General features: G+C 70.0%; 21 protein-coding genes. 9 read left to right on the plus strand and 12 right to left on the minus strand.

From position 1 onward, the window contains the following. Nucleotides 1-4: 4 nt before the first annotated feature. Nucleotides 5-1,168 (minus strand): ADP-forming succinate--CoA ligase subunit beta, encoded by a 1,164-nt coding sequence (gene sucC, locus R3I40_RS07995; RefSeq protein WP_285261797.1) that lies wholly within the window; start codon nucleotides 1,166-1,168, stop codon nucleotides 5-7. A 216-nt stretch (nucleotides 1,169-1,384) separates the two neighbouring features. Here sucC and R3I40_RS08000 point away from each other — a divergent pair, with 216 nt between their 5' ends. The 7 genes from R3I40_RS08000 to R3I40_RS08030 all read left to right on the plus strand — a co-directional run bounded on the left by R3I40_RS08000 (nucleotide 1,385) and on the right by R3I40_RS08030 (nucleotide 8,421). Beyond that, nucleotides 1,385-1,648, plus strand: a complete 264-nt coding sequence (locus R3I40_RS08000; protein WP_239373671.1) for a hypothetical protein — start codon at nucleotides 1,385-1,387, stop codon at nucleotides 1,646-1,648. A gap of 69 nt (nucleotides 1,649-1,717) precedes the next feature. Beyond that, entirely contained in the window at nucleotides 1,718-2,176 is a 459-nt protein-coding gene (locus R3I40_RS08005; protein WP_239373673.1) for a hypothetical protein, read from the plus strand. Nucleotides 2,177-2,229: 53 nt separating this feature from the next. Beyond that, entirely contained in the window at nucleotides 2,230-5,193 is a 2,964-nt protein-coding gene (locus R3I40_RS08010) for a multicopper oxidase domain-containing protein (protein WP_239373675.1), read from the plus strand. 19 nt (nucleotides 5,194-5,212) lie between these two features. Continuing rightward, the gene (locus tag R3I40_RS08015) at nucleotides 5,213-5,815 is read left to right on the plus strand and encodes a flavodoxin domain-containing protein (RefSeq protein ID WP_285261796.1); all 603 of its coding nucleotides are present in this window, start codon (nucleotides 5,213-5,215) and stop codon (nucleotides 5,813-5,815) included. 109 nt (nucleotides 5,816-5,924) lie between these two features. After that, the gene (locus R3I40_RS08020) at nucleotides 5,925-6,167 is read left to right on the plus strand and encodes a FeoA family protein (RefSeq protein ID WP_183375799.1); all 243 of its coding nucleotides are present in this window, start codon (nucleotides 5,925-5,927) and stop codon (nucleotides 6,165-6,167) included. Continuing rightward, nucleotides 6,167-8,137, plus strand: coding sequence for a ferrous iron transport protein B (gene feoB, locus R3I40_RS08025; protein WP_285261795.1), 1,971 nt, complete (start codon nucleotides 6,167-6,169; stop codon nucleotides 8,135-8,137). Before R3I40_RS08020 ends, feoB begins: the two co-directional genes overlap by 1 nt. Before the next feature lie 20 nt (nucleotides 8,138-8,157). Further along, nucleotides 8,158-8,421, plus strand: coding sequence for a FeoC-like transcriptional regulator (locus tag R3I40_RS08030; protein WP_183375803.1), 264 nt, complete (start codon nucleotides 8,158-8,160; stop codon nucleotides 8,419-8,421). Between the two features lie 64 nt (nucleotides 8,422-8,485). Here R3I40_RS08030 and pntB read toward each other — a convergent pair whose 3' ends face one another. The 4 genes from pntB to R3I40_RS08050 form a co-directional block, all read right to left on the minus strand. Beyond that, nucleotides 8,486-9,940, minus strand: a complete 1,455-nt coding sequence (gene pntB, locus R3I40_RS08035) for a Re/Si-specific NAD(P)(+) transhydrogenase subunit beta (protein WP_285261794.1) — start codon at nucleotides 9,938-9,940, stop codon at nucleotides 8,486-8,488. Nucleotides 9,941-9,942: 2 nt separating this feature from the next. Further along, nucleotides 9,943-11,508: a Re/Si-specific NAD(P)(+) transhydrogenase subunit alpha gene (locus R3I40_RS08040; protein ID WP_183375807.1), complete on the minus strand. Its 1,566-nt coding sequence runs from the start codon at nucleotides 11,506-11,508 to the stop codon at nucleotides 9,943-9,945. 106 nt (nucleotides 11,509-11,614) lie between these two features. Then, nucleotides 11,615-14,428: an ATP-dependent helicase gene (locus R3I40_RS08045; protein WP_183375809.1), complete on the minus strand. Its 2,814-nt coding sequence runs from the start codon at nucleotides 14,426-14,428 to the stop codon at nucleotides 11,615-11,617. 1 nt (nucleotide 14,429) lies between these two features. Next, entirely contained in the window at nucleotides 14,430-14,771 is a 342-nt protein-coding gene (locus R3I40_RS08050) for a hypothetical protein (RefSeq protein ID WP_183375811.1), read from the minus strand. A gap of 68 nt (nucleotides 14,772-14,839) precedes the next feature. Between R3I40_RS08050 and R3I40_RS08055 the strand changes: the two genes are divergently transcribed. Then, a complete protein-coding gene (locus R3I40_RS08055; RefSeq protein ID WP_285261793.1) occupies nucleotides 14,840-15,865 on the plus strand; it encodes a flippase-like domain-containing protein in 1,026 nt (341 codons plus the stop codon). 71 nt (nucleotides 15,866-15,936) lie between these two features. Here R3I40_RS08055 and R3I40_RS08060 read toward each other — a convergent pair whose 3' ends face one another. Continuing rightward, a complete protein-coding gene (locus R3I40_RS08060; RefSeq protein ID WP_239373686.1) occupies nucleotides 15,937-16,128 on the minus strand; it encodes a BldC family transcriptional regulator in 192 nt (63 codons plus the stop codon). A gap of 405 nt (nucleotides 16,129-16,533) precedes the next feature. Between R3I40_RS08060 and R3I40_RS08065 the strand changes: the two genes are divergently transcribed. Continuing rightward, a complete protein-coding gene (locus R3I40_RS08065) occupies nucleotides 16,534-16,719 on the plus strand; it encodes a DUF3073 domain-containing protein (RefSeq protein ID WP_317699943.1) in 186 nt (61 codons plus the stop codon). A gap of 152 nt (nucleotides 16,720-16,871) precedes the next feature. On the opposite strand, the gene purM is transcribed toward R3I40_RS08065, so the two are convergent. From purM to R3I40_RS08095, 6 genes are read right to left on the minus strand one after another with little or no spacing between them, the layout of a single operon-like run. Next, the gene (gene purM, locus R3I40_RS08070) at nucleotides 16,872-17,996 is read right to left on the minus strand and encodes a phosphoribosylformylglycinamidine cyclo-ligase (RefSeq protein WP_239373688.1); all 1,125 of its coding nucleotides are present in this window, start codon (nucleotides 17,994-17,996) and stop codon (nucleotides 16,872-16,874) included. Next, nucleotides 17,993-19,471: an amidophosphoribosyltransferase gene (purF, locus tag R3I40_RS08075; protein ID WP_285261792.1), complete on the minus strand. Its 1,479-nt coding sequence runs from the start codon at nucleotides 19,469-19,471 to the stop codon at nucleotides 17,993-17,995. The genes purM and purF overlap by 4 nt, the downstream gene beginning before the upstream one ends. Before the next feature lie 37 nt (nucleotides 19,472-19,508). Continuing rightward, nucleotides 19,509-19,865 (minus strand): hypothetical protein, encoded by a 357-nt coding sequence (locus tag R3I40_RS08080; protein WP_285261791.1) that lies wholly within the window; start codon nucleotides 19,863-19,865, stop codon nucleotides 19,509-19,511. A 51-nt stretch (nucleotides 19,866-19,916) separates the two neighbouring features. After that, nucleotides 19,917-20,780, minus strand: coding sequence for a copper homeostasis protein CutC (locus R3I40_RS08085; RefSeq protein WP_285261790.1), 864 nt, complete (start codon nucleotides 20,778-20,780; stop codon nucleotides 19,917-19,919). Next, a complete protein-coding gene (locus R3I40_RS08090) occupies nucleotides 20,777-21,244 on the minus strand; it encodes a sterol carrier family protein (protein ID WP_183375827.1) in 468 nt (155 codons plus the stop codon). Before R3I40_RS08090 ends, R3I40_RS08085 begins: the two co-directional genes overlap by 4 nt. Next, on the minus strand, nucleotides 21,245-22,552 hold the full coding sequence (locus tag R3I40_RS08095) for an adenylosuccinate synthase (protein WP_183375829.1): 1,308 nt from the start codon (nucleotides 22,550-22,552) through the stop codon (nucleotides 21,245-21,247). Nucleotides 22,553-22,605: the final 53 nt, after the last annotated feature.

The raw sequence follows: 22,605 nt of genomic DNA on the forward strand, positions 1-22,605 counted from the left end.
TCTTTCAGTTCGCAGCGAGTTCGGCTGCCTTGGCGGCGCCGCCGTCCATGGTGTCGGCCAGGGTGACGAGGGGGTGGTTCGCCTCGGTGAGGATGGCGCGGCCCTCATCGACCTTGTTGCCGTCGAGGCGGACCACGAGCGGCTTGGTGGCGTTCTCGCCCAGCTTGCTGAGCGCGCCGACGATGCCCTCGGCGACCTTGTCGCAGGCGGTGATGCCGCCGAACACGTTGACGAACACGGACTTCACCTGGTCATCTCCGAGGATGACGTCCAGGCCGTTGGCCATGACCTCAGCGGAGGCGCCGCCGCCGATGTCCAGGAAGTTCGCCGGCTTCACGCCGTGCTCCTCCCCCGCGTAGGCGACGACGTCCAGGGTGGACATGACCAGGCCGGCGCCGTTGCCGATGATGCCGACTTCGCCGTCGAGCTTGACGTAGTTGAGGTCCATGGCCTTCGCCTTGGCCTCCAGCGGGTCCTCGGTCTTGGTGTCGACCAGGGCGGCGTGGTCCTCGTGGCGGAAGTCGGCGTTCTCGTCGATGGTGACCTTGCCGTCGAGGGCGAGGATGTCGCCGTCAGCGGTCTTGACCAGCGGGTTCACCTCGACCAGGGTGGCGTCCTCGTCGCGGTACACGGCCCACAGCTTCTGCAGAACCGGGGCGATCTTCTCGCCGGTCTCGGCATCGAAGCCGGCGGCGTCCACGATCTCCTTCGCCTTCGCGTCGTCGATGCCGACGTTCGGGTCCACGGCGATGCGGGCGAGGGCCTCGGGGCGCTCCACGGCGAGCTGCTCGATCTCCATGCCGCCCTCCTTGGAGCACATGGCGAGGTAGGTGCGGTTCGCGCGGTCCAGCAGCAGGGAGAAGTAGTACTCCTCGGCGATGTCCGCACCGGCCGCGATCATGACGCGGTGCACGGTGTGGCCCTTGATGTCCATGCCGAGGATCTGCTCGGCGTACTGCTCGGCTTCGTCCAGCGACTTCGCCACCTTCACGCCGCCGGCCTTGCCGCGACCGCCGGTCTTCACCTGTGCCTTGACGACCACAACGGGGGTGCCGATCCTCTCGGCTGCTTCACGGGCGCTGGCAGGATCCTCGGCGACGGCGCCGGGCAGCACGGGGACTCCGTGCTTCTCGAAGATGTCGCGCGCCTGGTATTCGAACAGGTCCACGGAGATAACGTCCTCTCGTCTTGACGTGGGCGGGTGACCCTCGTTGGTCAGCGTGCCGCCTGCGTTCGGGCATAACTGTATCGCGCGCCACCGTCGTCCCACTCCTGCTTGCCGGGCAGCGGACGGGGCAGTCTCCGGCAGGGATCCGAACACCCGGGCACGGCGGTGCCGCGGTCCAGGGCGATGGGGTCCAGGGCGATGCGGCATCATGGGGGCATGTTCTTCTACTCCGGCAGCTCGCGCCGCGGCGGATGCGGCTCGAGCCTGCTGTTCCCGCTGGGCGTGGTGCTCGCACTGTTCCTGGTCCTGCGCCTGGTGGGTGTGCGCAGCACGTTCTCCTCCCTGATCCTGTCGCTTGTGCTGACGGTGGTCCTCAATGTGGGGCTGAACGCGCTGATGAACCGCCGCAGCCGTCGGCCGGGACCGCCCCGCCGCGGCGTGGACGACCAGCGCGGCACCGACATCCGCTTCCGCGACTGACCGCTGCCCACCACCGGGGGCCGGCCGACGCGCCCCCGCCATCCACCCGTTCCTGACCGAGGAGGCTCCGTGGCCGACTGGAAGACCTACGCGAAGGCTGCGCAGCGCACTGCACAGAAGCAGGCGCCCGCCGCAAAGGAGTCGCTGCGCCGCGGGGTGGACGACGCCCGTCTGCACGCCCGCGCCGCCGCCCGCACCGCCGACAAGTCCACCCGGGCCTCCCGCGCGAACGCCCGCCGCACCGCTGCCGCCACCGCGGTCGCCGCACAGAACCACTACCGCCGCGCCAACGTGGGCACCCGGCTGAAGAACGGGGTGCGCGATGCCCTGCTGATGGCACTGGCCGTGTTCGTGCTGTGGGCCGTGATCTCCCGCGTGGCGCCGATCCCGTGGCAGGCCGTGGTGATCGTGGCGCTCGCCCTCGTGGTGGTGCGCATGGGCTGGACCCTCTTCACGATCTGGAAGCCGGAGGAGGAGCCGATCGAGGAGGAGACGGACGCGCAGCGGTCTCGCGGCCGTCGCCGATGACCGGGACCTGAGCCCTCCCCTGCCCGCGTGACCGCGCGTAGCCTGAGGCCACTATGGCTTCAGCGCGCGTCCCCTCCCTCGGCTCCCCGCCCAGCTCTCCCGGCGCCCGACCGAAGCGCCGCGCCTCGTGGCATCGACAGGCCTCGAGGCCGATCATCTGGTGGATGGCGGCGCTGCTGATCTCCGTCGGGGTCCACCCGGTCATCCCGCAGTACCGGTGGCTGCTGGTGCACATGGTGACGCTGGGCCTCGTCACCACCTCGATCATGCTGTGGGGCCAGCACTTCACCGAGGCGCTCCTGAAGACCCGCCTGGCGGAGGAGTCCCGACCCACCCAGGTGCGGCGCCTGTGGATCCATACCGGGATGATCGCCGTGACGATGATCGGCATGGTCGCCGATCTGCCGGTCGTGACCGTGCTCGGCGCGGTCGGGGTGAGCGCCACCGTGCTGTGGTGGGCGGGCTTCCTCATCCAGCAGATCCGGGCCGCGGTCGCGCCCCGGTTCGCGTTCGTCATCCGCACCTACGCCACCGCCGCGATGCTGCTGCCGATCGGGGCGGCTCTCGGCGCGGTCCTCGCGTTCTCCCCCGGTGAGCCGTGGCAGGGCCGGGTGCTGCTCGCGCACCAGCTGGTGAACATCCTCGGCTTCCTCGGCCTGACTGCGTGCGCCACCCTGTTCACCCTGTGGCCCACGATCCTGCGCACCCGGATGCGGCTCGAGCGGGCGCAGCGCACCTCCGCGATGCTGATCGTGATGCTGGTCGGACTGCTGATCGCGGTCGGCGGCGCGCTGATGAACAACGTGCTGATGGGTGCGGCGGGGCTCGTGCTGTACGTGATCGGGTTCCTGGTGATCGCATCCGAGCTGGCGCGCCTGGCGGTGCAGTCGGCACGGCAGAAGCATGCGGCGGAGGTGCCGCTGTTCCCGGCGCTGTCGATGGGTGCGGGCATCGTCTGGTTCGCCGGGACGCTGGTGGCGCTGCTGGTGATGTGGATCAGTCACACGGGCGCCCCCGTGGGCGAAGCAGCCGCCTCCCCGTTGAACTTCTCGCTGCTGGCGTCCACGGTGAAGGCGCTGACGGTGCCGTTCGTGGTCGGCTTCGGCCTGCAGCTGCTGCTGGGAGCTATGAGCTTCCTGATGCCCACCATCATGGGCGGCGGGCCGCGCGCGGTGCAGGCGGGCCTGGCGGAGATGAGCCGCCTCGCCGTGTTCCGGGTGGTGGCGCTGAACCTGGCCATCGCCCTGTTCGCGCTGTCGGAGTCCGACGCGCTTCTCCCCCGCGCCCTGTTCCTCGGCCTGACGTTCGGCACGGGAGCACCGGAGCAGTTCGGGTCCGTCTCGCGGATCCTCGTGTCGCTGCTGGCACTGCTGGTGCTCGCTTCGTTCATCGTGCTGATGAAGCGGATGGTGCGGGTGAGTGTCCGCGAGCGCCTCCAGCAGCGCGCAGACCTCGGGATGCCCGCAGCGCCGCCGACGCAGACGGGGCAGCTGGCTCAGGCGGGGCGGCCGGCGGAGGCAGTGCGGCTGGCGGAAGCGGGGCGGCCGACGGAGGCTGCACGCCCGACGGATTCCGCCGCGACGAACCTGAACCGCCGCCACCTGACGGGCGCGGTGCTCGCCGTGGCGAGCGTGCTGGGGCTGTCGGCGATGGGCCGGGCCGCCGACCCGGCCGCCACCGGAAGCGCAGCAAGCGGGTCGGGCAGCTCCCCGGGCGCGGGCACCGGCGATGGGACGGCTGCGGTGCTCCCGACGGGCCGGACCACCTCCGTCACGGTCCGTGCGAAGGACACGATGCGGTTCGACCCGGACCGCATCACCGTGCCCGCGGGCGATGAGCTCGTCATCACCGTCATCAACGACGACCCCACCCAGATCCACGACCTCGTCCTCGACACCGGCGCCGCGTCCGGCCGCATCAGCGCCGGGCAGAGGGCCACCCTGAAGGCCGGTGTGATCGACCGGAGCATCACCGGTTGGTGCTCGATCGTGGGCCACCGGTCCATGGGGATGGAGCTGCAGATCGTCGCCGACGGCGCACCGAGCGGCACCGAGAGCAGCAGTGACTCCCGCACCGAAGGACACAGTCACCACGGCGCCGAGCCGGGCGATGCCGGAGCCGATCCGCTGGCCCGAGTCACCGCCGACTTCGGTGAGGTCCCATCGGTCACGGCCCGGGACCCGCGGATGCCGGAACCCGTCGGCCCCGCCCTGGAGATCACCGCCGGTGAGAAGGAGCTCGAGATCGCGCCCGGTGTCATGATGCAGGCGATGCCGTTCAACGGCACCGTGATGGGGCCGGTGATCCGCGCCGACCTCGGTCAGGAGATCGCCGTCACCGTGACGAACCGCGGCGCCATGGAGCACTCCATGGACTTCCACGCCGGCACCGTCTCCCCCAGCGTCTACATGCAGGGGATCAAGCCGGGGGCCTCCCTCCACTACCCACTGACCACGGACCACGCGGGGATATGGCTGTACCACTGCTCCACCATGCCGATGACCCACCACCTGTCCGGCGGCATGTTCGGCGCCGTCATCGTGCCGCCGCGCGGGATCGCAGCCGCGGACCGCGAATACGTCCTCGTCCAGTCCGACCACTACCTCTCCCCCACCGAGAAGTCCGGCACGGGCGCACACGCCATCAGCGCGGACAAGATCCACGCCGAGCGGCCCGATTTCACCGTGTTCAACGGCCACGCCACCCAGTACGTGCATGAGCCGCTCACCGCGAAGGTCGGCGAACGCATCCGCATCTGGGTGCTCGCCGCCGGCCCCACCCGCAGCCTGTCGTTCCATGTGGTCGGCGCCGTGTTCGACACCGTGTTCAAGGAGGGCGAGTACCTGTTGCGGCCCGACAACCCGAACGGCGGCGGCGCGCAGGCGCTTGACCTCTCCTCAGCCCAGGGCGGGTTCGTGGAGATGGTGTTCCGTGAGCCCGGCACCTACACCGCCGTCAACCACGCGTTCGCCGACATGGAGCGCGGAGCCCGCGCCCTCATCACCGTCACCCAGTGACCGCACCGAAGGAGCCCCCATGACCCCCAGCAGAAGCGCAGACCGAGGCGACGACCGCAGCGTCGCGATCCTGTTCGCCTCCTGCTACGGCCACACCCGCCGCTACGCCGACTGGCTGACCGAGCAGCTGCAGGCGACGGGCTGCACCGTCCGACTGATCGACGCCGGTGCCGCAGAGGACCCCGTCGGCCTCCTCGCCGGTGCGGAGGGCATCCTCGACGTCATCATCGGCCTCGGCGGCAACTACGGCGGCAGCGTGCAGGGGATGGGCGCCTTCGCCGACGCTGTGCGCGCCCGCCCCGACGCGCGCGCCCTGTTCGCCACCGTCGCGTGGGCGTCGCCGACCCAGACCGAGACGATCCGGAAGCTGCACGAGAAGGCGATCCCGGCCGATATCGCCCCGCGCGCCACCGCGTTCCACCTGCGCGGCGGCATCGACCATCCGCGCCTGTCGCTGAAGCACCGCACCAAAATGCTCGCGCTGAAGACCTATCTGATGTCCAAGCCGGAGTCGGCTCGCACCGAGGACGATCGTGAAACGCTGCAGTTCTGGGGGCAGACGAAGGACTTCACCGACCCGGCGGCTCTGGAGCCGATCGTGGCAGCGGCGCTCGCGGAGTGAGGACGTCAGTCCCGGATCACATCGATGGTCACCTCGGGTTTCGGGATTCTGCTCCTTTGAGGTTGCGCAGAGCCTTGCTCAGCGGGTGAGGGGAGCCTAACCTCAGGCCATGACCGATTCGACTCTGCTGAGCGCACCCCTCTTCTGCGAGCTCGTCCTCGCCGCGGCCCACCCCGATCCCGGGCTGCGTCTGCGCCTGGGTGAGATGGGGCTGCGGCCCGGGTCGCGTCTGCGGGTCGTGCAGAGAACAGTCGGCGGCGGCCGCGTCATCGAAGTCGCGTCCACCCGCATCGCGCTGGACCGGCGCACCTGCCGCGCCCTCGCGGCCGCTGAATCCGCCCACGCCGCCTGATGGCCCGCGTCTCCCCCGCCGCTCCGTCCTGCCACGGCGAATCCTCCACCCGCACCGCCCCGGCGCTCTCACCGGTGGTGGCGTTCGTCGGCGCCCCGAACGTCGGCAAATCCACCCTGTTCAACACCCTCACCGGGTCGAAGCGCACCATGGGCAACTGGCCCGGCACCTCAGTGGAGATCGGCCGCGGCGCCTGGCCCACCACGCGCGGCCCCTTCGATGCGATCGACTTCCCCGGCGCCTACTCCCTGGACCCGCAGTCCCCCGATGAGGAGCTCACCCGTGACCTGCTGATCGACGCCCCGATCCAGGAGCGGCCCGACGCTGTCCTCGTCGTCGCCGACGCCACCGCCCTCACCCGCTCCCTCTACATCGCCGCCCAGGTGCGCGAGCACCCCTACCCGGTGGTGGTCGCGCTGACGATGCTGGATGTGGCGCGCCGCCGCGGCATCCGCGTGGACACCACCGCCCTGGAGAAGCACCTGGGCTGCGCCGTCGTCGCGATCGACCCCCGCAAGGGCACCGGGCTCGACGAGCTGGAGGACGCCGTCGGCCGCGCCCTCGAGCACGCCGACCAGGCAGCGCCGCGCGAGCGGGACCTGCCCACCGGAGAGGCCGACGAGTTCGCCCTCGCCGACGAGCGCTTCGCGTGGATCGACGCCGCGGTCGAGGCCTCCACGGTGCGCGCCGCGAACGCGCCGGTCGCGCTCACCTCCCGCATCGATTCGGTCGCCCTCCACCCGATCCTCGGCCCGCTGCTGTTCCTCGCGGTCATGTGGGGCGTGTTCGAACTGACCACCACGATCGCCGCGCCGCTGCAGGACGGGCTGGATCAGCTCGTCTCCGGCCCCGTCTCCGACGGCGCGCGCTGGCTGCTCGCAGCGCTGCACATCGACCACCCAGTGGTGACCGGGTTCCTCGTGGACGGCCTCATCGCCGGCGTGGGCGCCCTGTTGACGTTCGTGCCGCTGATGGCGATCATGTTCCTGCTGCTCGCGCTGCTGGAGGACTCCGGGTACATGGCCCGCGCCGCTGTCGTCTCCGACCGCGCCATGCGCGCCATCGGCCTGCCCGGCAAAGCGTTCCTGCCGCTGCTGGTCGGCTTCGGCTGCAACGTGCCCGCGATCGCCGCGACCCGCGTGCTGCCGGACGCGAAGCAGCGCATCCTCACCAGCCTGCTGATCCCGTTCACGTCCTGCTCCGCGCGGCTGACGGTGTACGTCATGCTCGCCTCCACGTTCTTCCCCGACCGCGCCGGCACCGTCGTGTTCGCGATGTACGTCATCTCGGTGGCGCTCGTGATCGTGGTGGGTCTGCTGCTGCGCACCACCCTGTGGCGCACCATGGGGTCCAGCCCCCTCGTGCTGGACCTGCCGCCGTACCAGGCGCCGGTGCCGCGCATCATCGCCTCGGTGACGTGGGTGAAGCTGCGGGCGTTCCTGCAGACCGCCGCCGGCATCATCGTGACGTGCGTGACCCTCGTGTTCCTGCTCCAGGCCACCCCGGCTCCAGGGGCCGACGGCCGCTTCGGCACCGTGGCTCCGCAGGATTCGCTGTACGCCGCGAGCGCCGAGGTGATCACCCCGGTGTTCGCCCCGGCCGGGTTCGATGACTGGCGCACCAGCGGCGCCCTCGTCACCGGCTTCGTGGCGAAGGAAGCGGTGATCTCCAGCTGGGCGCAGACCTACGCGCTGGAGGACCCGTCGGCCCAGGACGCTGAGCAGCAGGGCCGCAGCCAGCTCGGCCGCGCCATCCACCACACGTTCGAGACCACCAGCGGTGGGCACACCACGGCCGCGATCTGGGCGTTCATGATCTTCACCCTCGCCTACACCCCGTGCGTGGCGACCCTCGCGGCGCAGAAGCGGGAGATCGGCTGGGGCTGGACCCTGTTCGGCATCGCCCTGCAGCTTTCGATCGCGTGGGCACTGGCCGTCACGGTGTTCCAGATCCTGTCGCGGGTGCTGTGATGGCCGCGGTCCGGCTCAGTATGCCCCGCACTCGCCGCGGCAGCGCCGCCGGGGGCCGACGGGGCCCGCTGTCCCTCGTCGCTGACGCCGTCGACGCCGGCGCCGGGACAGCGGAGGCCGTGCAGCGGATGACCGGTCTGGACGCCGGCACCGTCGACGCCGCCCTCGGCCACCTGGAGCGCATGGGCCGGGTGGACCGGACCCTGTCGCAGGCGAGCTGCCCGACGGGCGGCTGCCGCACCTGCCCCCTGTCCGAACAGGGCTGCGGGGCGCCGCTCACCTGAGTCGACGCCCCGCAGGGGGTGCTGGCCCGTCAGCGCCGGGATGCCCGCGCCCGAACGGCCCGGGTCACAGTGCCGCGCTGATGGCCTCCACGGAGTCCTTCGCGTCACCGAGCAGCATGTCCGAGTTCTCGTTGAAGAACAGGGGGTTCTGCATGCCCGCGTATCCGGCGCCCATGGACCGTTTGAACACGATGACCTTCTTCGCGTCCCACACCTTCAGCACCGGCATGCCGGCGATCGGCGACCCGGGCTCTTCGGCGATCGGGTTGACGGTGTCGTTCGCGCCGATCACGAGGACGGTGTCGACGGAGTCGAAGTCGTCGTTGATGTCGTCCATTTCGTGGACGATGTCGTAGGGGACCTTCGCTTCGGCGAGCAGCACGTTCATGTGGCCGGGCAGGCGGCCCGCCACCGGGTGGATGCCGAAGGTGACGTCCACGCCGCGTTCGCGCAGCTTCTTGGTGAGCGACGCGACCGGGTACTGCGCCTGCGCCACCGCCATGCCGTAGCCGGGGGTGATGACCACGTGTTCGGATCCGGCGAGCAGCTGCGCGACCTCCGCGGCGGTGGTTTCGGTGTGGGCACCGTAGTCGCGGTCGGCGCCGGAGGCGGCACCGCCGTCGGAGCCGAAGCCGCCGAGGATCACGGAGATGAACGACCGGTTCATCGCCTTGCACATGATGTACGACAGGTACGCACCGGAGGAGCCGACGAGGGCGCCGACGATGATCAGCAGTTCATTGCCGAGCATGAAGCCGGCCGCTGCGGCCGCCCAGCCGGAGTACGAGTTCAGCATGGAGACGACCACCGGCATATCACCGCCGCCGATCGCGGCGACCATGTGGAAGCCGAGCCACAGCGCGATGACGAGCATCAGCATCAGCGAGATCCAGGCGAGCACGCCGGTTCCGCCGGTGGCGACGAACACGACCCCGAGCACGAGGGTGAGGATCAGCGCCGCGAGGTTCAGCAGGTGGCGGCCGGGCAGCACCAGGGGCGCGCCCTTCATCTTCGCGGACAGCTTCAGGTACGCCACGATCGAGCCGGTGAGGGTGATCGCGCCGATGAAGATGCCGAGGAACACTTCGGCGAGGTGGAAGCGGGCGAGGTCGGCTGTGACGCCGTGCGGGTGCAGGAACGAGTTCAGGCCGATGAGGACGGCGGCTGCACCCACGAATGAGTGCAGCATCGCGATCAGCTGCGGCATCCCGGTCATCTCGACCTTCTTCGCCATCGGCAGTCCGATGGCGGCGCCGATGCCCATGGCGAGGGCGATGAGCATGAAGGTGACGAGGGGGCCGTGGAAGTTCGCCGGGTCCACGTGGGACTGCACGAGGGCGCGGGCGATGGTGGCGACCAGGGCGATGACCATGCCGATGGCGCCGAAGGTGTTGCCGCGCTGCGCGGTGGTCTGCTTCGACAGGCCGGCGAGCGCGAGGATGAACAGGATCGCGGAGGCGAGGTACGCAAGGTTGGTGAGCCGTCCGGTCCACTCGATGAGCTGCAGGGTGGTGTCCATGCTCAGGCCTCCGTTCGGAACATGGCGAGCATGCGGTGGGTGACCGCGAAGCCGCCGAAGATGTTGATGGATGCCACGACGATCGCGAGGAAGGCGAGGATCGTGACGGCGATGTTCGAGGACCCGACCTGGAGGATCGCACCGACCAGGACGATGCCGGAGACGGCGTTGGTCTCACTCATCAGCGGCGTGTGCAGGGAGTGCGTGACCGCGGTGATGACGTAGAAGCCGACGACCACGGCGAGCAGCAGCACCATGTAGTCCTGCGCGACCGCGAGCGGGGAGGCGAGCACGAGCGCGGCGCCGAGGATGCCGGCGGCACTCATCCAGAGGCGCTGCAGGGTGCGCTTGCGGGACGCTTCGGCGGCGAGGGCCTGCTCGTCCACGGGTTCCGGTTCGGGGGTGGGCGCCGTGACCGGCGCGGCGGACACGGTCACCGGGGGCGGTGGCCAGAGGACGTCGGCGGGGCCGACGGGTTCCGGGCGCGCCTGGGTGACGGTGATGGAGCGGACGATCTCGTCCTCGAGGTCGAGGGTGAGCTGCCCGTCCTTGCCGGGGGTGGTGAGGGCGAGGAGGTTCACCAGGTTCTGGCCGTACAGCTGGGAGGACTGGCCGGGCAGGCGGCTGGCGAGGTCGGTGTAGCCGATGATGTGGACGCCGCCGTCGGTGGTGTGGATTTCGCCGGGCCGGGTGAGTTCGCAGTTGCCGCCGTTGGCTGCGGCCATGTCGACGATGACGGAGCCGGGCTTCATGGCGGCGACATCGGCTGCGGTCAGCAGGATGGGCGCGGTGCGTCCGGGGATGTTGGCGGTGGTGATGACGATGTCGGCCTGCGTGGACTGTTCGGCGTAGAGCTTCGCGGCGGCGCGGGCCTGGTCCTCGGTCATCTCCTTCGCGTACCCGTCGGCTGATTTCTCGGTGGCGGCGGGGATGGCGACGAATTCGGCGCCCATGGATTCGACCTGTTCGGCGGTTTCGGGCCGGAGGTCGGTGGCTTTGACGATGGCGCCCATGGAGTTGGCGGTGCCGATGGCTGCGAGGCCGGCGACACCGGCGCCGATGACGTACACGGTGGCGGGCGGCATCTGGCCGGCGGCGGTGATCTGGCCGGTGAAGAGGCGGCCGAAGCGGGAGGCTGCTTCGACGACGGCGCGGTATCCGGCGATGTTGGCCATGGAGCTGAGGACGTCCATCGACTGGGCGCGGGAGATGCGCGGGACGGCGTCGACGGCGAGGCCGGTGATGTTGCGTTCGGCGAGCAGGTCGATCAGTTCGGGGCTGCGGCCGGGCGCCATGCGGGTGATGAGGGTGGATCCGGGCGCCATGGCGGTGATGCGGTCACCGCGGGGTGCGTCGAGGGCGAGGACGATGTCGCTGGTCCAGACGTCGTCGCCGACGATGTGGGCGCCTGCGTCGGTGTAGGCGGTGTCGGGGAAGGCGGCGGGGACGCCGGCTCTGGTCTGGACGGCGACCTCGTAGCCGAGGCCGATGAGTTTCTTGACGGTGGCGGGGGTGGCGGCGACGAGTGTGCCGCCTTCCGCCGCTTCGTTGGGGACGCCGATTCGCACGCATCTGCTCCTTTTCTCAGCGGGGGCGGCCGGAGGGGTGGCCGCTCCCCCAGAGTAGGGGCGGTGCGGCGCCCCGTTTGAGGCACAAGGTCCCCCGCTGGGAGTGTCAGAGCTTCGTGATGGGGGCGTATCGCAGCAGCAGGCGCTTGGTGCCGTGCGGGTCGCGGAACTGCACGGTGACCTGGGTCTTCTCGCCCTGGCCGGTGACCTCGGAGACGGTGCCCATGCCGAAGGAGTCGTGGGTGACGCGGTCGCCGACAGCGAGCGCGGGCAGCTCGCTGGCCTTCTTCGCCGCCCGCCCGGTTCCGAACGAGGGGCGGGACACGCTGCGGCGCCCTCCGCCGACGCCGACGCCGGTGACGGAGGGGCCGCGCTTCGCCCCTGCGGAGCCGTAGCCGGATCCCGTGCTGCCCGTGCTGTCCCAGTCGTCGCTCCAGGAGGAGCCGCCCCAGCCGCCGCTGAAGCCGCCGGTGGTGGAGCCGGCGCGGACCACGTCGAGGAGGTCCTCGGGCACTTCGTCGAGGAAGCGGGAGGCGGGGAAGAACTGGGGCTGGCCCCAGGCGGCGCGCATCTGGGCGCGGGTGATGAACAGCCGCTCGCGTGCACGAGTGATGCCGACGTAGGCGAGGCGGCGCTCCTCCTCCAGTTCGGTGGGGTCGTGGAGGGTGCGGGAGTGCGGGAAGGTGCCGTCCTCCATGCCGGTGAGGAAGACGACGGGGAACTCGAGTCCCTTCGCGGTGTGCAGCGTCATGAGGGTGACGAACTGGTCCTCACCGTCGGGGATCTGGTCGGCGTCGGCGACCAGTGACACCTTCTCGAGGAACTGTTCGACCATGCCGCCCGCCGGGTCGTCCGGCCCGGCGGTCGTGCCGTCCGCATCGGTGCCGGCACCCGCCGCGCCCTCGCCTCCGGTGCCGTCGCCCGCGGTGCCGGTGTCGTCGTCGCCGTCGAATTCGGAGGCGGCGGCTTCGGCGGCGGCCTGGTCGGCTTCGAACTCGCCGGCCACGGCGATCAGTTCGGCGAGGTTCTCCAGGCGGGACTCGTCCTGCGGGTCGGTGGAGGAGCGCAGGGCGTCGTCGTACCCGGAGTCGGCGAGGATCGATTCGAGGAGGTCGGCGGGCCCCTCCCCCTGCGCGAGCTTGTCCCGCAGCCCCGCCATCATGGCCGTGAACTTCCGGATGGCGGAGAGGGAGCGGGTGGCGATGCCGGGGGCTTCGTCGGCCCGGTCGAGGGCTTCGCTGAACGCGATGCGCTCCTGTTCGGCGAAGGCGAGGACGGCGCCTTCGGCGCGGTCGCCGATGCCGCGCTTGGGGACGTTGAGGATGCGGCGGAGGTTGATCTCGTCGGCCGGGTTGGACAGGACCCGCAGGTAGGCGATGGCGTCCTTGATTTCGCGGCGCTCGTAGAAGCGGGTGCCGCCGATGACCTTGTACGGCAGGCCGACGCGCATCAGCTGATCCTCGAGGGCGCGGGACTGGGCGTTGGCGCGGTAGAAGATCGCGATGTCGCCGGCCTTGCGGCCGTCGTCGATGAGGGAGTCGATCTGGCGGGTGATGTAGCGGGCTTCGGCGGCTTCGTCATCGGCGACGTACACGGTGATCTTGGGGCCGTCGCCCTGGTCGGTCCACAGGCGCTTGGCGCGGCGGCCGGTGTTCTCGCTGATCACGGAGTTCGCGGCGGAGAGGATGGTCTGCGTGGACCGATAGTTCTGCTCCAGCACGATGGTGCGCGCGGTCGGGAAGTCCTCTTCGAACTCGATGATGTTCCGGATGGTGGCGCCGCGGAACGCATAGATGGACTGATCGGAGTCGCCCACCACGGTGAGGTCGGCGTGCGGGTCATCGCCCACGAGCTGTCGCACCAGTTCGTACTGGGCGTGGTTGGTGTCCTGGTATTCGTCCACCATGACGTGGCGGAAGCGCCGGCGGTAGTTGTCGCGCACTCCCGGGTTGTCGCGCAGAACCGCGACGGTGAGGCCGATCAGGTCATCGAAGTCGACCGCGTTCGCCAGGCGGAGGCGCTCGGTGTAGGTGGTGTAGATCGAGGCGATGGTGCGGTCGAACTCGTTGCGGGAGTCCTTCGCCTCCTCCGCGAACTGTTCGGCGGTGATCAGCTCGTTCTTCAGCGAGGAGATCTTGTTCGCGAACGGGCGCGGCGGCATCTTCTTGGAGTCCAGGCCCATGTCCTTGGCGATGTTCGTGATCAGGCGCAGGGAGTCCTGCGAGTCATAGATCGTGAACGTGGACTTCAGACCCGCGGCCTGTGCTTCGCGGCGCAGGATCCGCACGCAGGCGGAGTGGAACGTGGACACCCACATGGACCGGCCGGCCGGGCCGATCAGCGCCTCCACGCGCTCCTTCATCTCGGCGGCGGCCTTGTTGGTGAAGGTGATCGCGAGGATCTCCCCGGGCAGGGCGGTGCCGGTGCGCAGCAGGTGCGCAATGCGCCGGGTGAGGACGCGGGTCTTGCCGGAGCCGGCGCCGGCCACGATCAGCAGCGGGGACCCGCGGTGCTCCACGGCCAGGCGCTGCGGCTCGTTGAGACCGGCCACGATCTCCTCGACAGCGCCCGCATCGGCGGCACCCCAGGCGGGCGCACCTCGGTGCAGCTGCCGCTCCGGAACGTCATCGGGAATCGGCGCGATATCGATCTCGGGCGGCATCACCGGATCGCCTTCGGGCGGGAACGCCTCGTCCGGAGGGAGATCGGAGTCCGACGGCGCTTCGCTGAAGCCCCAGTGCTCGCTCTCCGGCGGAAACGCGTCCTCCGGCGGGAACGAGTCCTCCTCCGGAGCGAACGAGTCACCCGCGGAGGCAGGGGCATCCGACGGGGTCTCGGGGTTGTCCCGATCCCCGTCGGCCTTCACCCCTTCCAGGCGGCGGAAGGATTCGGGCAGCGAGAAGTCGTCGAACAGCGACATGTCAGAGGAACGCGACGCCGAGGATCATGTTGATCACGAGGCCCACCGGGATGGCGAACCAGAGGGCGCTGCTGGTGTTCTCACGCTGCTTGATGGCGATGAACGCGGCAACGGCCACGAGGACCGCGATCAGCAGCTTGATGCCGAGGATCATGTGGTCCACCTGCATGCCGGCCATGACCGCGGTGACCATGGCGAGAGCGCCGAACACGGCGGCGCCGGCGGAGGCGTGCGCCATGCCCGGGTTGGGCTGGCGGGTCTTCGCCGCGGCGACCCAGATGCCGAACGCGGCGGCCCAGCAGATGACGTGGAGCAGAACGAGAATGGTGGTGACTGTAGCCATGGCTCCCACTGTACTGAGGGGGTGCGACATTTAAAGTCTCGGGTGCGGCGCGTGCAAGAATGACCACGATGACTGAGCCCGATGTCACTGCTCGACCCCCGCTGTGGAGGGTCGTCGTCGCCGTGCTGTCCCTCGCGCTGACGGCGCTGATCGTGCTCGTCCTGATCCCCCGCGCCGCGCGCTCCGGCTGGCCCGAGATCCTGTCGTCCCTGACCTCCACCAGCCCTCTGTGGGTGGGCGCGCTGCTGGTGGTGGCGGCTCTGGCGGCTCTGATCGACACCGCAGGGTTCTGCCGATGCTTCCCCGGCGTCGCGTTCGGGCCGGCGCTGCGCACGAACACGGCCGCCGGCGCTCTGTCCGCTGTGGTGCCGCTGGGCTCGACCCTGGCGGTGACGCTGATCGTCACCCGCATGCGCACCGCGGGCCTGCGCCGCTCGGTGATTGCGGCGGGCACCGCGGTGGCCTCCGCCGCGGACATCCTCACCTCGATCGCGCTGCCCGTGATCGGTGCGGCACTGCTCGCGACCTCCGCCCGCATCACCGGCGGCACGGCCGCGGCCCTCGCCGTCGGGGCGGTGCTGGGGCTGGTCCTGCTGGCCGCGGTGGGCGCACTGGCTGTGAACCGACGGGTCGTCGCGGCGCTGCTGAAGCGCGCCCAGGGCATTGAACAGGGCTTCTCCGAGGGGTTCGGGCGCAGCTCCGTGGACTTCACGGCCGACGGGGCCGCGATGCACGATGAGTCCCTGCGGATCGCCCGCGCCGGCGGCGGCGCCGCGGTGTGGCTGCCGCTGCTGGCCCGCATCCTGCAGGCGGCGGCGTTCGCGGCGCTGTGCACGAGTGCGTTCGGTCTGGACGTGACGGTGCTGGAGGCCGCGGCGGTGTTCGCTCTGGGCCGTCTGCTGACCCTCGTGCCGCTGACCCCGAGCGGACTCGGCGTGGTGGAGACCGGCATGACCGGGGTCCTCGTGGCCCTGGGTACCGACGCCTCCGGGGCCGCCGCGGCGGTCCTGCTGATGACGATCACGCAGACGCTGTTCCCGGCGGCTGTCGGCGCTCTGCTGCTGCCGACGGGTGCGGGCCCTGCCCGCGAATGACGAAGCCGCACAGCAGATCATCCGATGGTGATCCGTGTGCGGCTTCGATGACGGCGCGTTCAGCGCGCGGTTCAGCCGGCCTGGTCGCGCAGCAGAGCTTCCACCTCGCCGCGGCGGTAGCGCCGGTGACCACCGAGCGTGCGAATGGCCGACAGCTTGCCGGCCTGCGCCCACCGCGTGACAGTCTTGGGATCAACGCGGAACAGCTTCGCCACCTCTGATGGGGTCAGCAGTCCGTCCACGCCCTCCTGGGTATGCGGCATGGCTCAGCACCTCCGTTATTGTGTGGGTCGTTCACCACGGGGGGATGGGAACGAGCCGAACCATGGGTCGCACGGTCCGACATGTCCAACTCTAGGACACCGTGGAAGGCGCCTGACCATTGGTTTTGTCTCAGTTCTATCGTAAACCCAGGTCAGAACTGAAAATTTTTCTTTGCGAAGATGCCGTGAAGGCGATTCCGTAACTAAACCGTGATCGGAGGCCCCCGGATCGGATGACGCAGCTCACACAATGGCGCCCTGGTGATCGGCGATCGTCCGGCTGACTCCCAGCTTCCTGTCACGGTGATTACGCGTATCCAGGTACCACGGGGTACCCTTGGTGAGTGTAACTATCAATTCCCGGGGGCAGCAGCCCGATTCGTCGACGCACAGGGGGTCTTACCTATGGGTTGTGGCCGTCAGAAAGCCAAGCAGGCCAAGATTGCTCGGGACCTCAAGTACTACAGCCCGGAAACCGACTTCTCCGCGCTGCAGCGCGAGCTGTCCGGTCAGCAGTCCCAGTCGTCATGGAGTGATGACGACGATGACGAGTATCCCGAACAGTGGGCTGAGAAGTACTCCGACGAGTGAGCGCACAGCCACTCGACGATGACGCAGTCACCGAACCAGGTGCTGACGGGCGGATGGGAATCCGCCCGTCATCGTCTTAAGCACCCACTCGCTGCGGCGCCGCACCCTCACCGAGGCGGGTGCAGCCGCCGTCACCGCCGAGGGGCTGGCCGTCACTGGGAGGCGTAGTCCCCGGTGATCAGCACCGCTCCCCCGTCGACGCCCTTCGCGCCCTGGGTGAGTGAATCGCTCTCGGTGGAGGTGCCGGGCAGGTCGGATGCGGCCATGACCTCACCGACCACGCGGGAGCCGACACCGAGGCGCTGCAGGCAGGCGAGGGCGTCATCAGCAGCGTCAGCGGAGACGACGGCGACCATGCCGAGGCCCATGTTGAGGGTCGCTTCCAGGTCCAGCAGCGGCACCCGGCCCCACGCCTGCACCTGGTGGAACACCGGGGCGGGCGCCCAGCTGGAGCGGTCGATCCGCACCGAGAGGTCCGTCGGGATCACGCGCGCCACGTTCGCCGCGAGGCCACCGCCGGTGATGTGGCTGAGGGCGTGCAGCTTCTCGCAGCCGAGCTCGGCGAGCAGCGCAAGCATGTCCGCGGAGTAGATGCGGGTGGGCTCCAGCAGCTCCTCACCGAGGGTGCGGCCGAAGTCGTCGATGTGGTCCTCGAACTTCTTCCCGGCGCTGGCGACGACGGCGCGGACCAGGGAGTAGCCGTTGGAGTGGAGACCGGAGGCGTCCATGCCGATGACCACGTCACCGGCCTGGACCCGGTCGGCGCTGAGCATCTGGTCGGCTTCGACCACACCGACGGCGGCGCCGGCGACGTCGTAGTCGTCCTCGGCCATCACACCGGGGTGCTCGGCGGTTTCGCCGCCCACCAGCGGGGTCTGGGCGAGCTGGCAGCCTTCGGCGACGCCGCGGACGATGTCGGCGATCTTCTCGGGGACCACTTTTCCGCAGGCGATGTAGTCGGTCATCGCCAGGGGCTTGGCGCCGGAGACGACGATGTCGTCCACGACCATGGCGACGAGGTCGCGGCCGATGGTGTCGTGGATGTCGAGGCCCTGGGCGATGGCGAGCTTGGTGCCGACCCCGTCGGTCGAGGAGGCAAGGAGGGGGCGGCGGTAGTCCTTGAGCTCGCTGACGTCCACCAGGCCGGCGAAGCCGCCGACGCCGCCGAGGACGGTGTCGCCGTGGGTCTTGGCGATGGCGCTCTTCATGAGCTCAACGGCGCGGTCGCCCGCGTGGATGTCGACGCCGGCGCTGGCGTAGGTGACGCTGTCGTTCATGATCCGGTCTCTGCCTCCGTGATGTCGAGCTGCTCGCGGTCGGTGGAGAGCGCCTCGGGCAGCGGGATGGGATAGTCACCGGTGAAGCATGCGGAGCACAGGGTCTCGCGCGGCTGTTCGGTGGCGGCGATCATGCCGTCGTAGCTGATGTAGCCGAGGGAGTCGGCGCCGATGGAGCGGGCGATGTCCTCGGTGTCGAGTCCGTTGGCGATCAGTTCGGCACGGGACGCGAAGTCGATGCCGTAGTAGCAGGGCCAGCGCACGGGCGGCGCGGAGATCCGCACGTGCACCTCGGTGGCGCCGGCCTCGCGCAGCATGCGCACCACGGCGCGCTGGGTGTTGCCGCGCACGATGGAGTCGTCGATGACCACGAGGCGCTTGCCGTCGATCATCTCCTTCAGCGGGTTGAGCTTGAGGCGGATGCCGAGCTGGCGGAGCGTCTGCGTGGGCTGGATGAAGGTGCGGCCCACGTAGGCGTTCTTCACCATGCCCTGGCCGTAGGGGATGCCGGACTCCTGCGCGTAGCCGATAGCCGCGGGGGTGCCGGACTCCGGGGTGGGGATGACGAGGTCCGCATCGACCTTGTGCTCGCGGGCGAGCTGGCGGCCCATTTCGATGCGGGATTCGTTGACGGAGCGGCCGGCGATGCGGGTGTCGGGGCGGGCGAGGTACACGTATTCGAACACGCACCCCTTGGGCTTCGGCTCCATCACCTGTTCGCTGTGCAGGCCCTGCGCGTTGATCCAGATCATTTCGCCGGGGCGCACTTCGCGCACGAAGCTGGCGCCGACGATGTCCAGCGCTGCCGTTTCGGAGGCGACGACCCAGCCGCGCTCGAGGCGCCCGAGGACGAGCGGCCGCACACCCTGGGGGTCGCGGCAGGCGAACAGGGAGTCCTCGGTCATCATCACGAAGCAGTAGGCGCCGCGGATCATCGGCATGACTTCGCGGATCGCCTGATGCATCGTGCCGGGGCGGTTGAGCAGGGCGGTGACGACGGCGGTGTCGGTGGTGTTGCCCTTGGAGATCTCTCCGATGGCCTTGGCGCCGGCCTGGTGCTCTTCGAGCAGGCGGACCAGTTCGCCGGTGTTGACGAGGTTGCCGTTGTGGGCGAGGGCGACCGTGCCGTTCGGGCGGGGCCCGAGGGTGGGCTGGGCGTTGACCCATTCGGAAGCGCCGGTGGTGGCGTAGCGGGTGTGGCCGATCGCAATATGGCCGGTGAGGGACTTCAGGGTGCCGTCGTCGAACACTTGGGAGACGAGCCCCATGTCCTTGTAGACGAGGATCTGCTCACCGGTGGAGGTGGCGATTCCTGCTGACTCCTGGCCTCGGTGCTGCAGGGCGTAGAGACCGAAGTAGGTCAGAGTCGAGACGTCCTCGCCGGGGGCGAATACTCCGAAGACCCCGCATTCGTCCTGGGGGCGCCGATCACCGGGCAGAAGGTCGTGCGAGAGCTGTCCATCACCGCGTTTCACCCATCCATTATGCATGACGGGCGCACGCGGTGGTCATTCAGGGCCGACGGGTGCCGGCCCTGCGGGGTTCGGCGCTGCCGCGCTGGGTGCGCTTGTCCATGATCATGTCGATGATGACGGCGACGAGGGCGAGGGCGCCGCCGATGAACAGGGCGCCGTTGAGCACGCCGAGCATCAGGGTGTTGAGGGAGTCCACGCGGGCGATGAGTCCCCAGACGAGGCCGACGAGGGCGCCGATGAGCAGGGCGATGACCACGGCGCCGCCGAGGTTGAGGCGGCGGCCGCGGCGCACGAGGATGACGTCGCCGCCGTGGTCGATCGTGCCGTCCTCGGCGGTGTGGGGCTGCTGCTCGGTGGGGCGGTTGTCGGGGGTGTCAGCGGCGTGGGAGTTCATGGATCCTTCTTCTGTCTGATGGTGGACGCTCAGCAGCTGTGGCTGCGGCACTCAGAGGTCGAGCAGGTCGGCGATGGCGCGCACCTGCGCGGGGTCGGTCAGGGTGGTGGGCGCGGTTGCGCTGCGTCCGTCGGCCTTCAGCAGTGCGCGCAGCGCTGCCGGCACGTCGGTCAGTTCCTGTGGTTCGGTGCCGCGGGCGGACAGGTGCACGGCGGGCACTCCGGTGGCCTGCAGCAGGTCGCGGGTGGTTGCGGCGCGGATGCCGGCGCCGGCCTGGATGTCGATCAGGTCCTCGGCCTGCTCCACCATGGCGCGCAGGCAGTCGGCCCCGTCGGGGGCGCGGTCGGCGCCGCCGGAGGTGAGGATGCGGTGGAAGCCGGCAGCGAACAGGTCGGTGACGGCGGCGATGCGGGCCGCGTCCGTGAGGCGGTCGATGGCGCGGTGGCAGGTGAGCTGCAGGCTGCGGCCCTGGGCCTGTGCTTCGGCGAGCGCCGCGTCGCGCCAGATGGCGAGGGCGTCCATGTCGAGCGCCGGCTCGGCACTGCCGGTGAGGGCGCCGATGACGATGCCGTGCGCCCCGGCCCGGACCGCCTCAACGGCCTGGGCGCGCATCTGCTCGATCTCGTCGGCGCTGTAGACGAACGAGCCGGGCCGCGAGCGCACGAGCACGTGCACGCCGAAGAGGGGCCGGGCGTCGCGGGAGGCGACCAGGTCGTCGGCGAGGGCGACAGCGGCGCGGGTCAGGTCGATCGGCGGGGTGAGCCCGTCGGCCTCCAGGTCCACGCAGAGCTCCACGCGGTCGGCGCCGCCGTGGGCGGCGACCACGAGGCCGGGCAGGTCCTGGACGGCGATCTCCAACTGCACGCGGGCGCGCTCGGGCGTGTGGTCGAGGGCATCGGCGAGCGGGTCGGTCATCGGGGCCCCTCCCCCGCCGCGTCGGCGGCGCCGGCATCGGTGCGGCCTGCGTCGGCGGCGCCGGTGTCAGCAGCGTGGGCGCGGGCGGTGCGGCGGGCGATCGGGACGGGCAGGACGTCGGCGAGGTTCGAGCGCTCACCGGATGCGGTGATGCCCCCGCCGGGCGCGCATCCGTCGGCCCAGGACAGCTCCCCGGTGGCGAGGCGCAGCCAGGTCTCGGCAGGCATCTCCACCACGGCCGGCGGGGTGCCGCGGGTGTGGGTGGTGCCGGCGATCAGCTGGACGGCGCCGAACGGCGGGACGCGCAGCTCGACCGACCGGCCGGGGTGCTCCTCGGCGAGGACCTGCAGGGTGAAGCGGACCGCGGTGGCGCGATCGGTGCGGGTCGCATTCTCGCGCTCGGTCAGCCAGCTGCGCAGGGCGGCTGTGCCGGTGTCGATGGGGATGGGGCGAGGGGGTGCCACTCAGCTCCCTTCGCCGACGGGTTCCGGCAGCAGCGGGTGCACCTGGATGGTGGCTTCGCGGCCGGGCCCCACACCGATGGCGGAGATGCGGCAGCCGGCGAGCTCTTCGAGGCGCTTGACGTAGTTCTGCGCGTTCTGGGGCAGGTCCTCGAAGGTGAGGGCGCCGGTGATGTCCTCAGTCCAGCCCGGCATCGTCTCGTACACGGGCTGGGCGTGGTGGAACTCAGTCTGGGTCATCGGCATGTCGTGGTGGACCTCCCCGTCGACCTCGTAGCCGATGCACAGGGGGATCTCCTCGATGCCGGTGAGGACGTCGAGCTTGGTGAGGACGATGTCGGTGAAGCCGTTGATGCGGACGGCGTGGCGGATCATGAGGGAGTCGTACCAGCCGCAGCGGCGGGGGCGACCGGTGTTGACGCCCACCTCACCGCCGGTGGTCTGAAGGAACTCACCCCACTCATCGAACAGTTCAGTGGGGAACGGGCCGGCGCCCACGCGGGTGGTGTACGCCTTGACGATGCCGATGACGCGGTCCACGCGGGTGGGGCCCACTCCGGAGCCGACGCAGGCGCCGCCGGAGGTCGGGTTCGAGGACGTCACGAACGGGTAGGTGCCGTGGTCGACGTCCAGGTACGTGGCCTGGCCGCCCTCCATCAGCACCACCTCGCCCTTGTCGAGGGCGTCGTTGAGCATGATGGTGGTGTCCACGACCATGGGACGCAGGCGCTCGGCGTAGCTCAGCAGCTGCTCGGTGATCTCATCGGCGTCCACCGCGCGGCGGTTGAACAGCTTCACCAGCAGTTCGTTCTTCTGGTGAAGGGCGCCTTCGACCTTCTGGCGGAGGATCGAGGCGTCGAACAGGTCCTGCACGCGGATGCCGAGGCGCCCCACTTTGTCCATGTAGGTGGGGCCGATGCCGCGGCCGGTGGTGCCGATGGCGCGCTTGCCGAGGAACCGTTCGCTGACCTTGTCGATGGTCTGGTGGTAGGGCGCCACGATGTGGGCGTTGGCGCTGATGCGCAGGCGGGAGGTGTCCACGCCGCGGGACTGGAGGGCGTCGATCTCCTCGAAGAGCGCTTCGAGGTTGACCACCACGCCGTTGCCGATGACGGGGGTGGCGTTCTCGGAGAGGATGCCGGCGGGCAGGAGCTTCAGCTCGAACTTCTCACCGCCCACCACCACGGTGTGGCCGGCGTTGTTGCCGCCGTTGGGTTTGACGACGTAGTCGACGCGCTCACCGAGCAGGTCGGTGGCCTTGCCCTTTCCTTCGTCGCCCCACTGGGCTCCGACGATCACAATGGCGGGCATGAGAACTCCTAACGCACACACGAAACGGCGGGGCCGACCGCTGCACGTGCACC

It is taken from the genome of Helcobacillus massiliensis (assembly GCF_033106145.1).
Lineage (GTDB): Bacteria > Actinomycetota > Actinomycetes > Actinomycetales > Dermabacteraceae > Helcobacillus > Helcobacillus massiliensis.